At 50.5% G+C, this 15,355-nt stretch carries 12 protein-coding genes and 3 pseudogenes; 8 read left to right on the forward strand and 7 right to left on the reverse strand.

Going from position 1 to position 15,355, the window contains the following annotated elements; genetic code table 11:
* Positions 1-901: 901 nt before the first annotated feature.
* The 4 genes from Q0775_RS14030 to Q0775_RS14045 all read left to right on the forward strand — a co-directional run bounded on the left by Q0775_RS14030 (position 902) and on the right by Q0775_RS14045 (position 3,265).
* Positions 902-1,108 carry a hypothetical protein gene (locus Q0775_RS14030; RefSeq protein ID WP_298862071.1) on the forward strand — a complete coding sequence of 69 codons (207 nt, stop codon included), beginning with the start codon at positions 902-904 and terminating at the stop codon, positions 1,106-1,108.
* Between the two features lie 422 nt (positions 1,109-1,530).
* Positions 1,531-1,764, forward strand: coding sequence for a hypothetical protein (locus tag Q0775_RS14035; protein ID WP_298862074.1), 234 nt, complete (start codon positions 1,531-1,533; stop codon positions 1,762-1,764).
* Positions 1,749-2,204 (forward strand): type IIL restriction-modification enzyme MmeI, encoded by a 456-nt coding sequence (locus Q0775_RS14040; protein WP_298862077.1) that lies wholly within the window; start codon positions 1,749-1,751, stop codon positions 2,202-2,204. Before Q0775_RS14035 ends, Q0775_RS14040 begins: the two co-directional genes overlap by 16 nt.
* An 833-nt stretch (positions 2,205-3,037) precedes the next feature.
* Entirely contained in the window at positions 3,038-3,265 is a 228-nt protein-coding gene (locus Q0775_RS14045) for a hypothetical protein (protein WP_298862080.1), read from the forward strand.
* 877 nt (positions 3,266-4,142) lie between these two features.
* On the opposite strand, the gene Q0775_RS14050 is transcribed toward Q0775_RS14045, so the two are convergent.
* From Q0775_RS14050 to Q0775_RS14075, 6 genes are all read right to left on the reverse strand, one after another.
* Positions 4,143-6,920, reverse strand: coding sequence for a hypothetical protein (locus Q0775_RS14050; RefSeq protein ID WP_298862083.1), 2,778 nt, complete (start codon positions 6,918-6,920; stop codon positions 4,143-4,145).
* Between the two features lie 433 nt (positions 6,921-7,353).
* Positions 7,354-8,430 carry a HAMP domain-containing sensor histidine kinase gene (locus tag Q0775_RS14055; protein ID WP_298862086.1) on the reverse strand — a complete coding sequence of 359 codons (1,077 nt, stop codon included), beginning with the start codon at positions 8,428-8,430 and terminating at the stop codon, positions 7,354-7,356.
* Positions 8,431-8,465: 35 nt separating this feature from the next.
* Positions 8,466-9,254, reverse strand: a complete 789-nt coding sequence (locus tag Q0775_RS14060) for an alpha/beta hydrolase (RefSeq protein ID WP_298862089.1) — start codon at positions 9,252-9,254, stop codon at positions 8,466-8,468.
* Between the two features lie 352 nt (positions 9,255-9,606).
* Positions 9,607-10,761 carry a C45 family peptidase gene (locus Q0775_RS14065; protein WP_298862092.1) on the reverse strand — a complete coding sequence of 385 codons (1,155 nt, stop codon included), beginning with the start codon at positions 10,759-10,761 and terminating at the stop codon, positions 9,607-9,609.
* Between the two features lies 1 nt (position 10,762).
* Positions 10,763-11,845, reverse strand: coding sequence for a PHB depolymerase family esterase (locus Q0775_RS14070; RefSeq protein ID WP_298862094.1), 1,083 nt, complete (start codon positions 11,843-11,845; stop codon positions 10,763-10,765).
* A gap of 29 nt (positions 11,846-11,874) precedes the next feature.
* Positions 11,875-12,291 carry a CopG family transcriptional regulator gene (locus tag Q0775_RS14075; protein ID WP_298862097.1) on the reverse strand — a complete coding sequence of 139 codons (417 nt, stop codon included), beginning with the start codon at positions 12,289-12,291 and terminating at the stop codon, positions 11,875-11,877.
* Between the two features lie 458 nt (positions 12,292-12,749).
* On the opposite strand from Q0775_RS14075, the gene Q0775_RS14080 reads away from it, so the two are divergent.
* From Q0775_RS14080 to Q0775_RS20005, 4 genes and pseudogenes are all read left to right on the forward strand, one after another.
* Positions 12,750-12,902, forward strand: a complete 153-nt coding sequence (locus tag Q0775_RS14080) for a hypothetical protein (RefSeq protein ID WP_298862100.1) — start codon at positions 12,750-12,752, stop codon at positions 12,900-12,902.
* A 162-nt stretch (positions 12,903-13,064) separates the two neighbouring features.
* Positions 13,065-13,766, forward strand: a pseudogene (locus Q0775_RS14085) (hypothetical protein); the annotation flags it as partial.
* Positions 13,767-14,108: 342 nt separating this feature from the next.
* Positions 14,109-14,288 carry a hypothetical protein gene (locus Q0775_RS20000; protein ID WP_366863677.1) on the forward strand — a complete coding sequence of 60 codons (180 nt, stop codon included), beginning with the start codon at positions 14,109-14,111 and terminating at the stop codon, positions 14,286-14,288.
* Positions 14,255-14,553: pseudogene (locus Q0775_RS20005) on the forward strand (ATP-binding protein). Before Q0775_RS20000 ends, Q0775_RS20005 begins: the two are co-directional and overlap by 34 nt.
* 59 nt (positions 14,554-14,612) lie before the next feature.
* Here the strand turns inward: Q0775_RS20005 and Q0775_RS14095 are convergent.
* Positions 14,613-15,254 (reverse strand): annotated as a pseudogene (locus Q0775_RS14095) (IS1595 family transposase); the annotation flags it as partial.
* Positions 15,255-15,355 lie beyond the last annotated feature (101 nt).

Below are 15,355 nucleotides of genomic sequence, written 5' to 3' on the forward strand. Positions count from 1 at the left end.
GATCGTCTTGCTGCTCCGACGGAGTCGTGATCGATGCTAACCTTTGGGTTGGGATTGGTAGGCATTTCCGCAAGAGCGGTTTTTTAGCGATAAAGTCACACGGTGTGGTACCTCTTTTGGGTAAGGGCAATTGTGTGAGTACTCGCCGTCGGACTACTTCTCACAAGAGTGTGCTTGCGCAGCTGGCGTTCTGAAAAAGTTTAATGACAAGCCGAAAGACTGCAAACAAGCAAGAAGTCTATCCAAAAAACATCAACAGAGCCTTATAGGGGCTCATCAATTTCAATTGAATACACGAAGAGAGGATCACGATGGAGAGGCAGAAGGATGCAATTCCGATGAATCACCTGCAAATCAACATTAAGGTGCAGAAGATAACGAAGACCCTGCTACCGTACATTGATGTTGGATTTGACAGGAAACTGCTGAAGTACGCATTTGCATCGAAAACACTGGTTACGCCAAAGCTGACGGCCAATATGTAAGATCCGATAATAGGCCTCGGATAGCTGATCGCCATTAGGTCAATTGTTAGTACGTTGGGAGATATGCGGGTTTTTGATGTCATCACATTTTTCCCAAAGATTGTATCAGTTCAGCTTTATAGGGACTTTTCGCAAAAGAGTGCCTGAATTAAGAAAAAAACCACGCTCATACAGCGGTGGAAAAGTGAAATTTCTTCGATTGTGAAGCAATAGTCAAACTTTCATAGAATTGGATAACAGGATTGAATAACTACAAAGTTTAGATTTAAATCTCCAATATACCGAATTATTATTTTTGTATTTTTTATCTGCGCAAACAATTAAGAGGCTCGGTATCCCAGACCCGAAACACTTTTAACGATGCCCTGCGCAAAAACGATGATCTTGCCCGTCAGCATGGCGAGGATTCAGCATAGGTGCCGGATCGCTATGCGCGCGAGGTGCTTATGGCCATGCAAGCAGATACTTGGGCGGAGGAATTTCTGACTCAGCTGTGCCCGCATGTCCTGTCAGACGCTGGTGTGAAGGGCGTTGCACTGCTCAAGTTCGGAGAACGGTGCGATGGGTTCAAGGTCACCGTGCGCACGTTGCTTGAGGGCATTGGTGCGCGACATATAAAATGACTTGAAGTTGTTTCAGAAAAAAAATAACGAGCATGAGGCATTCAGATTTTGAAAAAGGCAACTGTGGGACTGAAACGGTCCCAAGATACATACACAACCTTTCATCGAAATAATTGATTTTTAAGGTGGTGCTTTTGAAGATAGATGATTTCATTAAGAGCTGGGCAGGCTAGGGCGGTAGCGAGATGATAATCGCGCAGTCATTTGTTACTGAGCTGACTGAGCTGCTGGGCGTGCCACGCCCTAATGTATCTGACAAAGATGGCGACTTTCTCGACTACCGTTTCGAGCGCCCGTACCGTATACGCATACGGGTCGCAAAAATAACGGGCGCATCGACCTCTGTAAGAAGAAACTTTCATCTTTGAGGCCAAGCAGTTTATCTCACCAGATGCCAAGGACAGCGCCCACTTTAAAGTTTCTTGGCCAATGATGCGCCTAAGCAGGCAGGGCATGGCAAGCGCGGCACGGCCAAGTTTGACGACACGATGATGAAGACGCGCAATCAGGCGGATAACTACGCATGTGCGGTGGCACGTGAGGACGGCTGGCCACCCTTTCTAATGGTTGTGGATGTCAGCCATGTGACCGAGCTTTATGCAGACTTCTCGGGGCAGGGCAGGGCAATGATAGCGAGACTGTGGCCCGCTTCCTGATGCGTTGCCTGTTTTCGATGTTTGCCGAAGATGTGGACCTGATCCCGCCAGAGAGCTTTGCCGAGTTGCTGCGCATGCTGCGCGGCCAGACCGAGAACGCGATGCACGCGGTGGCGGGTCTGTGGGATGCGATGGACAAGGGCGAGTATGCCCATGACCTGCTGACGAAGGTAAAGCGCTTTAACGGTGGCCTGTTCAAAGACCCCAGCGCATTTCTCATCAACGTCCTACAACTTGGCCTGCTGATCGAGGCGGCAGATTGGAAACAGGTCGAGCCTGGGATTTTCAGCACCTTGCTGGAACGTGCGTTGGATAAACGCCAGCGCCACAAACTGGGCGTGCACTACACGCCGCGTGCCTATGTGAAGCGGCTGGTAACCCCTAAAATCATAAAGATATTTTCTCTCCATCAGCTCGATTTCTCCACCGAGAGATTTTGAAAATTTCTGGCGTTAATATTATCCGGAACAGATAATTTTGTGCTTGAGGATGAGTGGGTAAGCCTTTCTGAAATTGACTTAGTAGTTGTGTTCATAGCTTCTCAAGAAGATACTGTCAGTATCAGACAGCCTCTTTTGCGAATTTTTCGATCCTTAATTGGGGTTTCGCCGTCTCATCTTTATAGAGCTAAAGATTTAAAAAATAGCGATCCATTTGAGAGTGTAGCATTTATTGATGTAAGCAGAATGATGAAAAAATTATAGAAACTAGCGGAATTATTGATAATAAAAAATCACTTTCACGCGTTTCTGCGCTTCATATTACTGATTAAGTATTTGAGAAAAAAGGTGGTTTAAGGAATACATTTTTCACTATAAGGATTTGATAAAGGGCGTAAATTAATATAAATTAGGCCTCAGAAAATTTTCGTATCACTTATGGCGTTGATACCGGATTGAAGGAATTTTTTCAAAATTGAAGAATGGGCCAGTTCAGTAGAGGATATTTTTGATCAAGCACCATCGAATGGATCCTTTGAGGTTGCCAGTGGTAAAAATGTCCCCGAAAGGGGAGGCGAATTTTTCGTATCCCCAAACGAAACTGTGAGGTACCCCTAGATTTATAGACGCTTTAGTTGGTAATTTTGAACCAAGTAAAGACGGATATGGACAAAGGAACTGGGTTTGCAGATGAGTTTGCAGAGGACGCGGTGGCGCAAGTAGTAGCGCGTAGAAAAGCGTTCTGATGAAGAGGCACGCGGCCACATCCGTTGGCCGCGCCGCAACTACCAAAACCCCAGGGGCGCACAGGCGAGCAAAGCAAGACCGGCGAAATGGACCTGGGTGTCATTGCCAATATCGAAAAAAACCCATGCCTCAAATCCCTGCCCAAACAAATCACGGCCGTGCGTGAGGCGCTGTCCGAGATTGGTGAAACCACGCCAGAAAAAATCGCCCGCCGCTTTGTCAGAGGCCTAGCCCGCAGCGTAGAGCCGCTGATGCAAAGCCTTGCCGCTCTGGGCCAAGCGGAGATGGGAGATGACGGGAGATGTGCGGCGTAAAATAGAGCGAGAAGTGGTATTTATTGTGGTACAGCTTTTTAGGTGACTATCTTTATAACATAAATACAATGTGATGTAGAAAAAGATAGGAGAATGACCCACCGCCAATTTTTCCTGTAATTCTATTCTATTTAGTATTCTTAAATTCCGAAAATGGGGTAATGCCTTCTATTTTGCACGCCATTTTTACTTGGTATCGTCAACTATTTATGTTTGTGCTTACCGCGTATGAATTTGGCGAAGCTTTGCTGTCCCTATGCTCGGGGCTATGCGTTTGCACCTCCCTCATACTCAATCAATCAGGTTAAATTAGCTCGGCATCGATCAGCACGATTATATTGCCAGTTAAACAGGCCATGCTCTATCCTGAGCCAAGGGGTACATTGCCGCAAAGCTGCACATTGGCCGCGCCTTTTTCGGGAGTGGTCAAACAGCGTCAAAGCCAGCCGCCAAGCATTGCTCTGGAGCGTCGAGTGCCTCTGCCAGCCAGAACAGCATCGGGGTGCATTGGGAATGGTTGTCGGAATACTGCGCGTGTCGAGGTTTATCAGACCTCCGGTAGGGATCTTATGTCTTTGTCGAATTTTCTGTTGTCGAATGATAGAGATTTAGAACGGGGTGAAATAGAGTGGCCATTGGAGGAGATTCTCGACATTGCGGAGCAGTCTTCCAGAGGCGGTCATCAATAGATAGTACAGCAATTTAACCTGCCCGAGCCCATGGGACGAGGCAAGGTCGACTTTACCATCAGGAATTAGAACACCATTTTTGAAACCTTTGAAGTAAGCGCTACCGATCTCTAGTAGAAACCTGTTCCTTATAGGTATCGCTGCGAGTGCTCATTTGCAGATGACCCATTAGGTTGATGCATTTTTGATTAGAAACCCATTAAATCCGGCTCTTCTATGTATTCTTCAGGAAGCACAACTTCGAAATCTGGTACTGGCGGCAGCATTATCGCATCTAACAGTGAATCTGTTGCTGCGAATACAAAGTCTGAGCTGTCGAACAGATTAATGTCTTCTTCTGTAAAGCGGTCCAAGCGTAGATTTTCATTTTCGAATTGAATGAATATACGTTCGCCTTTTCCGTCAGCGTAAAACGAAAGCTGGTCAAACGACGTGACGCCCCATGCAGACAAATCCAGAATATCTTCGCCCATTTCGAAGTCATCAACACGGTCTCTTTGCCCGTCATCGCCGAGAACGAAACGGTCCGATCCCTCGCCTCCAATCAGTCGTTCCTTCCCGTCTGAATCCATCAGGATGTCATCGCCGTCGAGGCCGAGGACTCGCATCCCGTCATTTGCTTGGATGGTGTCGGCAAAATCGGTCCCAAACAAACGCTCTATCGACTGAATGGTGTCTCCGGCTGCGATCCCTGTACCGTTGCTGCCGTCTTCTGCATCAATGCTCAGCCCTACTTCGCTCTCCTGATAGCTCAGGATATCTTCGCCAGAACCACCATCATAGTGGTCCGCGCCGCCGCCCGCATAGAATGTATCGCGCCCAGTCCCGCCGTCGACTGTGTCATCACCTGCGCCGTCGAACACGCGGTCACGACCGCCGCCAGCGACGATATATTGACCGCTCGCATCGACAGGGTTGCCATTTTCATCAGTGATGGTGGTGTCGAATAGGTCGTCGTCATCCGTTCCGTGCAAGGTAATAAAATCACCTACTGGATTAAACGGATCAATGGGATCAACCGGGTCCACAGGATCGATTGGATCCACCGGATCGATTGGATCGACAGGGTCCACTGGATCAATAGGATCGGTGGTTTCAGCTGTTGGAACAAAATCTGTTCCAAGCGCGGCCGCAATGTCGACAATGCCGTCAACGGTGCCATCTGCCGCGTCAAGTGCATCCAGATTTTTGACCCCACCCAAGACTAGATAGGTCGTTTCCTCCGTGGGCAAAAAACGGCTATCACCACCAGGCTGCAAGACAAGCTGATCCGTCGAAATGTAAAAGTCACCAATGCCGTCACCATTGATATCCCCAGCATTCTCAATTCCGAACCTTAATTGGCCGTCATCCTGAGACGATAACTCACTGGGTGGGAGCCTGAATTGATATTCGACGGTGTTAGCAGCACTTGTGCTGTCACCGCTCAGAAACAGTTTGAAATATTTATCTGTCGCACCGCCTCTCGGATAATACCTCACGAAAATTTCTGACAATCCGTCGCCGGACACATCACCTATGGACCCACCGTCGTTATAGCTACCGCCTCTCACAGAGTTGGGCCTATATCCGTCCTCATGGGTGAGAATGATACCCTGATCTTCGGTAGGAGAGCTTATGTCGAGGATGTCTGAAAATCCATTGTCAGAACCATAAATCACCGTCGCATCATATGTTACGCCGAAAATGGAGTCGTTTGTTACTTGGAAATCCGGATAGTAGGAATGGTAACTTGAATACGCGGAATGTGTCCCCGAAACGACTAAATAATCGTCGATACCGTCTCCGTTAAAGTCGGAAACCGTCTTGGCGTCAGTAAAGTCGAGAAAAGTCTCCCATTCATATTCATAGACATATAATGAATCAGGATTTCCAGAATTTACGCCGCCAAAATCATCTGGAAACGGGGTGTCGTTTACAATTTTGAACCCATCTTGGCCGTCAAAAGCCAAACTGTCGAAATCAGGCACCCCATCCTCTGTACCAAAAGCAACCTGAAGCAAATTGTTTTGCATATGGGTGATTTCGGAGCCGTCAGAAGGTAACGGATCCAAGGTTTGCTTGTTTTCATGAAGCCACGGATCGTTCCTATCAGATCTGATGTAGTCTGTGATGCCATCACCGTTTAGATCACCCGCTTCCCAGATGTTGACTCCTTCGACTTTCACTTCCGTGCGGCCAAGCTCGCCAATAATGTCTGTTATTGGCTGGCCCAATTTAACAATTCCGTCGCCTTCGCCCGAAAAGACAAAGTCGGAAGCTGTAAAATTCGCAACATTCTCCATTGAAAACCCGTCCAAGCGCAGGCTTTCGCCTTTGAACTCGACGAAAATACGCCCGTCTTGCCCATCGGTCGTGAACGCGAGCTCATCAATTGACGTAACACCCCAGGCGGATAGATCCATCAGGTCATCGCCGTGCGTAAAATCTGTTATCCGGTCCTGTTTGCCATCTTGGCCCAACTCAAAACGGTCTGCTCCATGACCGCCGATGAGGACCTCTTTGCCGTCTCCATCCGATATTACGTCATCCCCGTCGCCGCCAGAAACCCGCATGTTATCACCGGCAAAGATCGTGTCGCTACCCCTGGTTCCGATCAGTCGCTCAATCGAATGCAGGCTATCACCTTGCGCAATCCCTGTGCTGTTGGATCCATCAGTGGCATCGATCACGATACCGCCGGTCCATGCCTCACCTGTAGCGGCTGCATGAAGCGCTGAGTTGTTGGAATAGTCGATGATGTCCTGACCTGCGCCGCCGTCATAGGTGTCTGCGCCAGCCCCCGCGATAAACGTGTCGTTTCCCGCGCCACCACTGATCAGATCATCGCCAAAGCCGTCAGAAATATGATCTTTGCCATCCAGACCCGTAATCGTATCGTTTGCATCGTTTACGGGACTGCCGAATACATCAAGGTCTTGGCGAAAAATTATATCGTTGCTATCGGTTCCAGTGATTTCGGCCAAGGCGACGTTCCTAACAGTTTGAATAAAGGTTAATATTTATCGATATACACCTCTTGCGTGTGATCTAAATAAGGCAGTCTAGGGGCCAATATATGGAGCCATCATCTTGGGATAGATGGTATCGTTGGATAACAGGGTACGAAATTCCACTGATCCACGTCAGCAAAGCTGGCCCTACACTTGCTAAATACGTAGTTAAAACAGGTGATCGATGGCAGGCATCTAGCGGTATGAAAGCAGTGCGGGTTATGCGGCGCTGGTCGCTGCACCAAAAAGATCACATTCGATTTTTTCAGCGCCAAGGAGCTGCGTTTCGCAGCGCGTGCGTGAACGGCAACTTCCCCTGCATTATTTGATCACAAGACACCCGATGTACAGGGAGCGCAGTATTGCACGAGACTGTTAAAGCGAAACTTGGCGAAGATAAGTCAGGCTAATCCTGCGAAATATGGAGCGTAAATTTTGTCTGGGTTTCGTCTGAGATCACATCGAGTCTTCCACCATGTGCTTTGGCAATCTCCGAAGCGATATGAAGTCCCAGTCCCAATCCTTCTCGGTCCTCATGATTGGTGCTGCGGACGAAGGGATCGAACAACCGCTCCATTGCTGAAGGCGAAATAGGCGAGCCAGCGTTTTTTACACTAAGGTGAAAATCAGTATCACCCGATGTCTCGGCATCTACAAAAATAGGTTTATCCGGATCACCGTATGTAATCGCATTGCCTAACAAGTTGGACAGCAGCTGCCCGATGCGGGACGCGTCGCACACAACTGTATCAAGACCAGAGATACTGAGCTGAATGTCTCGATCAGGATGGGCGGAGAGCAATTCCGCTACAACCTGCCTTATTTCTCGCTCCAAAATCGATCCAGCGGACGTTTTAAGATCAATACCGCCCCCCAATCGGTTGCGTGCAAAGTCCAGAACATTGTCGATCAAAAGCGACATCCGCTGTACACTGCCTTTGGTCAACATGATGATGTGCTCGTTGTGCTCGTTGTGTTCGCTAAGCTGACTTCTTGAAAGAATGTTCATTGCAGAAGCGATTGACGCTAGAGGATTTCGTAAATCATGCCCCAATATAGCGATAAATTGTTCTCGAAGCTCGCCTTCTTTCTGGGTTGAAGACAGCTGGGTCTCTGCTTCCACCCGGGCTTTTGCGAGGTCCCGTTCAAAAGCGCGCCGCGCATCTGCCAACAAGAAGGCAAAGGTCGTAACACTGCTCTCTCCAGAGCCGGTGACCTCCGCACTCAGCAGCACCGGTATTTTTGCACCCTCGCTGCTCACAAGATCAAGACTTGCTCCATCAACGCAACTCTTCAGGGACAGCAGCGGAACGATACTGGTCTCAAAGACGATCCTGCTCGCTTTGGTGAAGAGCTGGGTAAGGGGCCTCCCGACCAAGTCGGTGGAGTTTAAATGCAGCCAGCCTGCCAACCGCTCGTTTGCGGAAAGGACTTCTCCAAGATGATCAACTGTAAGCAATCCACACGGGATGGCTGGCGCCATCAAAACCTCGTTTGACAGTACGTCGTTGCCGCGCATCAGAGGAAGTTACGAATGGCAGCGACGACCTCAGCGGGAGCGGTCAAATTGGGACAGTGCCCCGAAGCATTCAGCATAACAAGTTGGCTTCCTTGGATTTTATCTCGTACGTATGCGCCTACATGCTCGGATGCAATTATGTCATCCCGACACTGTAGGATGAGCGTTCTTGCCGAAACTTTTGGCAGATCGTCGCGGTTATCGGACGTGAAGGTGGCACGGGCAAACCCGTTTGCAATCGCGGGATCAAGCTTGCAAATACTATCAGCCAGTTCCTGACCGTGTTCAGGCCGATCGGGGTTTCCGACTATGACCGGGGCCATTGAAGCCGACCACGCAAGCGGGTTGTCCGCCAGTGAAGCAAGAAGATCCTCAATATCGTCTGCGCTGAAGCCGCCTTCATAGCCGGTATCATCGATATAGCGAGGTGAGGGACCAACCATGACCAAAGTCGAAAACATGTCGGGTCGTTCGATGCTTGCTAAAGCGCCAATCATTGCGCTAACCGAGTGCCCAACCAAAATACCATTCTGAATGTCCAGTTCTTCACCAATCTCTACGACGTCCGAGGCATAGCCACTTAGTGTTGCGTACTTGGCAGGATCATAGGCTTTGGAGTCAGAGCCGCCAGCACCAACATGGTCAAAGGCGACAACTCTGAAAGCGTCTTCAAATCTTGGGGCTACATGTCGCCACATGGATTGATCGCACCCAAAACCGTGAGCAAACAGTATTGGACGCGAACCTGAGCCTGAAATTTTCACATTATTCCGTGCGATTGCGCTCATACTTCATCCGAATATCTAAGAAAAAACATCGTCGTTATATACAATCCCACAGTATTTCCAAGCGCTGCTATTTTGACCGAAATGCTTGACGTGCGCGGGGTGGTGAAACATTTTTCTGAACTGAGAGCGGCATAGTGCATTCTCGGTTTGAAAGGTATCTTTGCTGTATGGTTTGCGCTTGCCGTTGTAGAGCGTTAGCCACGACGTTCTGCAACGCCATTAATGTCCGCTCCTTCTAACCTGTTAAAAATGGGTCATCTTTGAAATGCTCAGCTGACTTGATCAGACAACTCTATTGGTCGTTAGCCGCCCAACTTTCGCTGGACGGCTACGGAAACCAGATTTTATTTTATCAGGCAGCTTTGTGTACGTCCGCCAGTGCCGATGAAAAGTATGTGCCGATCTCCCTGCCTTGTCCGGCAGCATAGTCTCGCGCTACCGCATTCCAATCGACTGATGCGGCTTGTGACCAGTCAACGGCGCCATAATCAGTACCGACTGCAGCGTAGGGCGCTTTAGGCATGGTGCCTTGTTCATAATCGACGGTGCGCTGCCCTTCGGAGAAATCATGCAGCGCTTGGTCCCAACGGTCACCCTTTAAGGTTAAGCCGAGCGTCAGCGCCCGAGGATCATATTCGGCTGTAAACAATGTGCCAAACCCTTGCGCATATCTATCTTGCAAAAGGGGTGGCTTGAGAAACTGGCGGTTCAGTTCGCGTGGTTTGATCCGCAGTTGTTCCAGATGCGCGTGGCGCTCAAACGTCCGCGTAAAGGCGGGCCGGTCCGCTACGGTTTTGCCACTCTGATGATTGGTCGCAACCGCTGACGGCATTATCGTCAGGCCCCCGCCCGGGGCCATTTCCACGCTTGCCGTCCGGCCCGAAGCATCCGCAAGGACCAGATTATAAGCCATGTGGGATGGCACCCGTTTTAACGCCGACAATGCCTCATCGACGGTATCGCAGGTTTCTAGCACGTAGCGCACGATCGTTGTAATCCCGAACCCTTCTCCATGTTCGGACCGGCCACCGTAGGCCAGTGCAACGCTGAGCCCTGCATCGTTGATACCATCAGACAAGCCCCATAGAAATTCAACCATACCCATCACGGCCCGTCCGGACCACTCTGTGCGCAAAAGAAGCCCCTCGTTCAGCTCCGGCGACAGATCATAGTTGCGCACAAGCCGGACGTCTTTCTTGGTAGCGACAGCGGCAAGAGAACAGCCGCCAAGATAGGTAGGCGGGCACCATGTCGAAAGAAACCTTGCCGCGCGGTCTGATCCGCCTGCCAAGGTGACCAAGCGGTCATAGGTCCGGACAAGTTCGGGCATGTAGCGCTTCAGAGCATCACTACATTCTTTGCGGGACGGTCCCTGATCCCCACCGCGTGCAATAAACCATGCCTCATATGCGGGCCAGGACCTGTTCCAGCGCGCAGCCCACTTTGGGCCGGGGATCGTTTCGGCTACGGCGTCAAACGTCAATGTCATCTGTGTCATCTGTGTCATCTTAAAGATCCTTGTCTGCGGTGTTAAAGAAGAAGCGGATCATTTCAGCGCTGGCATCGGGCCCTTTAGCATCAGTGTAGGAGCCGGTTGACTTCCCACCGGACCACGCATGGCCTTGCCCCTCGATCTCCCAGCGTTCGACAATGGGTGTGCCTTGCAGATCGCTGAAGATGGTGCGTGAAAATTGGCGTCCTGCAGTGTCGCCGTCGCACGTTGTTTCAATGCTTTGACGCGCATTCATGTCCACCGCCCGCCGTACAATCGCGTCTCCGTTGGACGGATGCACGGTGGTATCCGCTGTACCATGAAAGACGATTGTCCGGGTTGTAATTGCAGATACAGGCGGGGTTCCTAAATCAAGCGCGGTGCCTGACATGGCGGCAAATGCGGATGCCACGTTCTTTGCCGCGCCAGCGGGCAATCCGGAATGTGCTCCGACTGCTGCAAAGACGTCATCATAGGTTTCGCCCAAGATCGCTGCCATTGCCGCACCGGCGGACAGGCCAGCAACGAATGTCTGATCCCGTGTTATGCCGTGCTCTTTAGCGACCGACGAGGCGATCCCTGCCAGGATTAAGGGCTCACCTTTGCCGCGTCGCTGATCGCTTTGGCTGAACCAGTTCCAGCATGATTGCGCATTATCGCCGCGCGATTGCGCAGGATAGACGACGGCGAACCGATGTTGCTCGGCCAATGCATTCATACCTGTCCCCATCGCAAAATCTTCGGGTGTCTGGGTGCAACCGTGCAGCATCATGACGATACCTGTTACCCCTTCAGTGGCCGAGGCGGGGACATAAGTCCGATACGTGCGGCTGCCTGCCTGACAGGTAAATGTATCGCGTTTGAATTGCGCACCTTCTGACACCGTCCCATCAAACTCACGGGTATTGCTGCCGAAACCTGCAAATTGATCCAACATGCTGTCGAGCGATGGTAGATCAGGCATTTTCTGCTGTATCGCTTGAGTAGAGTGCGGAACGAGGCCGTGCCGGGCGAGTGTGCGTTGGACAAGATCGTTGGCGGCCGACAGCCGTGCGCCATCGTTCGCCGAGCGCATTGCGCCCACGTTGAAAAGTTTCATCTGTTTTTCCTACTTAGATTGAACGCATTTTATTTGATGCGGTCGGCAAGTGCCTTTTTAAGGTCCGCGCTGGCTTGCAAAGCACCTAGCACGGTAATTGATGCGATTGTTTGGAGCGCTAGTTTCGGCGTAATTCCTGAATCAAATCGGGCAAGTCCAACAACCTTGATGTGTAAGACTTTGCCCGCGTCCCGCACCGCTTCAAGATCGGCGACCGAATAATCCCGCAGCCCAAGCTCCATCGTATGCCGCTCTAGCGATTTGCTTACGACGTCTTCATGATTCTCAAGCTGGTTGCGGATCGCTGTTCGGATCAGATCGCTTCGGTTGGAGTAGAAGCCTTCCTGCACCAGCAGATCGATGCGGCCAAGATCGACGAAGCCAAGATTGATCGTAATTTTCTCATTTTCGGGTTGCTTGTCGCGCAGTTGCCGTATGTTACTCATTGTTTTCTCCATCCATGTGGATGGTATATGGCTGTAGCTAGTGATCTTGCAAGCTCGAAAGACGATTTTTGTCAGGAAGGGTTTAAAAAGGGACGAAGGTGACCTCTTTTATCAGCTTATCTGTCGACAGACATTTTCACCAATCGCAGCATCGGAAATTGGGCTTATTGTTGCCGTTCATACCAATTCAAAAGGTCACGTCCTGCTGAACTTTTGCTTCCTCATGCCAGTAAGCCAAGTTTGGCACTTGCATTGAATGACTGATTTCCGCCCCAAGGTATGGTTTGCCTGCACAAAGGGAGCAGATATGGAAACATGCTCGAATACGTACACAGTTCAAAGGTATTATCTCGACCAATGCGTCGAACTACGGGATTGAAACGTCCCTGAGATGTAAGCACACCTTCTAATTGATATGATTATATTTTTAGGTGGCGCTTGTAGAAATAGATGACTTCATGGAGCGCTGGACTGGTTCGGGAAGTAGCGAGATGGCAACTGCGCAGTCCTTTGCGATTGATCTGACTGCATTGCTTGGCGTTGAGCCACCCAAAGTGTCCGACAAAGAAGGCGACTTCCTTGATTACCGTTTTGAGCGGCCCGTCACGTAGACCCACACAGGCCGCAAGAAGAACCGCCGCATCGACCTCTACGAGAAGGGTCGCCGTTAAGTGTCACTGAGAATTTGCCCATATGAAAACATTGTCCTGACAGTTTTGGTCAGGGGAACATGGAGTGATCGATATGGGTTTTTTAGTGTTATCCGACGCTCAATGCCCGACAGGCGTTTGCGAAGCAATCTGCCGAGAGGGGCATTGCGCGACAAAACGCCAATTCGTGAGATCGCCCGACGCACCTTGCTGTCTCGCAACACCATTAAAGAGTATCTCAGCGAAGATCCCTGTCGAACCGAAGTTCAAAACGCCACCGCGTCCCGTCGACCCGCAGCGTTTGTTTGCATCTGTGAGAGGGGAGCAAGTTAGATCCTTACGCAGATCGGTTGTCAGCATGGCTTTTGGCGCAGAGGCGTAATTCTCGTAAAGAGCGGCGCAACGCTAAACTGCTTATCGTGACATTACTCTTGGCAATGCATTGTCAGCCGATGGCTGTATGAAGACCTGGTAAAGTCGGATGCGACGGGTCCTATGAGCGGATTGTAACCTTTTCCCGTGCGTGGCGGGCTGATCGACATCGCGCAGAGCAAACAAAAGGGCGCGGGACATACGTGCCTTTGGTGTTTCAACTTTACTGTCACGCATGCAAGCATGTGTTGCCGTGCAACGGGTGAAGCGTTCCAGTTCGATTGGCGCGAAGACTGGGCCACGATTGCTAGCGAATGCGTCAAACTGCAAGTTGCACACACCAAGCTCTCGCACAGCCGTGCCTTTATTGTCCGTGTTTATCCTCTTCAAACGCACGAGATGTTGTTCGATGTCCACTGGCATACTTTCCGTGTGTTTGGCAGTGTTCTAGGGTGAGGCATCTATGACAGTGGGAATTGTCCGCCATCGGTCCGAGGACAATGGACGCGAAGACTGCGGTCGACCGCTTTGGCTTCGGAAACAGCCCCAATGGCAAACGTAGATCGGTACGACGATCTAAGAAGAGCGGGGGGCAAGCGCGATGCGTCATGATCCAGCAGGAGCTTCCGTTGTCATCATGCTGCGCAGTCTCAACCGGCGTCTCGCCGCAGGCAAGCATCAATGTCCGTGCACCTTTGGTGCGACATATCGCATGCGGTCGATGATTTGGTTGCATAAGTTGCGCCCGCATTTGAGGCAGCTACGCCCATTTTATCTCTACTGCTCAAGGCGGAGATGGCGGAACGAGAGGTGCGGCCGATTGCCTATTATACCAAGGTGGCGCGTTTCCCATCTTACAAGAATCTTGATGGCGTTGACTTCGCCTCAAGCGACGACGTTGAGGACACCGTCCGGCATTTCTATCGTGGCGAGTTCATACAATGCCCGACAGGCGATTGTGCAGCAATCTGCTGAGAGGGGAGAATGCGGAAAACGTTGTTCTGATTGATGGGCCTGGAACTGGCAAAAGCCGTGTCGCCACAGCCATTGTGGTTCAGGCGATCAAACATCACAGACGCAAAGTGCGCTACGGTTCCACCTTCTGAGCAAGCTCCATGAGCGCACCAATGTTGTCATCACAACCAACCTCAGTTTCAATGAATGGGCTCAGGTCTTGGATTCTTTCGAGCATAGAATAGGTACTGTCAGGCAATGTATGCAAAGACGACAGCGCAATTAGTATTCCAGCCATGCGGAGTGCTTCATGCGGCCTAGGTTGCGGACCATATTATGAATATACCATGGTGACGCTTCGTCTGCTGACATGGTTTCCATGTACGACACGTACTGTTGTGCCAGAGCCACGGCTTTACCCTCTTGCTCACCTACGAATGCCAGTGCGCGGCCCTCACGTTCACGCAGGCTGCTTGCAACGCGACGCCGTCCCGTCTGGCGCTTCTTAAGGCGGCGATAAGCGCGCTTGTCCTTCTCATTGGAGGAGCGGATGTGTCCATCAAAAACCGCCCCAAAAATTTTGACATTGCCTTCCAGAATTTCACCCGTCTCGACCTCACGTGCAATCGCTTCACGCACCTTGTAGGCCAGCACAAAAGCCGTCTGGTACTGGCAGTCGATATTACGGAAGAGCATGAACTGTGCTCATGCTCTTAGAGGTGTTCATGATCAGGCAAATCTTGGCCCGCAGGTCAACGAAGCCCATTTGGGATAATATAAAAATTATACCGCTGGTCACGCTAAATTGGTGGTAGCAGTTCTTGTACTTAGACTTTTTGCGCTTGGTGATTTTGTACCTCTCGTCATGGAACGCTAGGGGCAAATAGCTTCAACATCCGTCTCGGGCCAGCGCATCTTGTAGCACGTATCGTGTGCCGCCGCTTCACAGATGTTGCAAAGGCTAGGTTTGCGTGACGCAACTGACATATGAAAGTGCTGCACCCTGTTATCACCATATCCTACGCCTATTCACCGTCGATGATGATATTGATGCACTTGGAGTAAGGTATGCAACATCATTGAAGGAC

This window comes from uncultured Sulfitobacter sp., assembly GCF_947499945.1.
Lineage (GTDB): Bacteria > Pseudomonadota > Alphaproteobacteria > Rhodobacterales > Rhodobacteraceae > Sulfitobacter.

Excerpts from the sequence above, each read along its gene's own strand:
- Q0775_RS14060 (WP_298862089.1), bottom strand. The coding sequence starts at position 9,254 with ATGAGCGCAATCGCACGGAATAATGTGAAAATTTCAGGCTCAGGTTCG.
- Q0775_RS14070 (WP_298862094.1), bottom strand. The coding sequence starts at position 11,845 with ATGAAACTTTTCAACGTGGGCGCAATGCGCTCGGCGAACGATGGCGCA.
- Q0775_RS20000 (WP_366863677.1), top strand. The coding sequence starts at position 14,109 with ATGGCGGAACGAGAGGTGCGGCCGATTGCCTATTATACCAAGGTGGCG.
- Q0775_RS14055 (WP_298862086.1), bottom strand. The coding sequence starts at position 8,430 with ATGGCGCCAGCCATCCCGTGTGGATTGCTTACAGTTGATCATCTTGGA.
- Q0775_RS14080 (WP_298862100.1), top strand. The coding sequence starts at position 12,750 with ATGGAGCGCTGGACTGGTTCGGGAAGTAGCGAGATGGCAACTGCGCAG.
- Q0775_RS14075 (WP_298862097.1), bottom strand. The coding sequence starts at position 12,291 with ATGAGTAACATACGGCAACTGCGCGACAAGCAACCCGAAAATGAGAAA.
- Q0775_RS14065 (WP_298862092.1), bottom strand. The coding sequence starts at position 10,761 with ATGACACAGATGACACAGATGACATTGACGTTTGACGCCGTAGCCGAA.
- Q0775_RS14045 (WP_298862080.1), top strand. The coding sequence starts at position 3,038 with ATGGACCTGGGTGTCATTGCCAATATCGAAAAAAACCCATGCCTCAAA.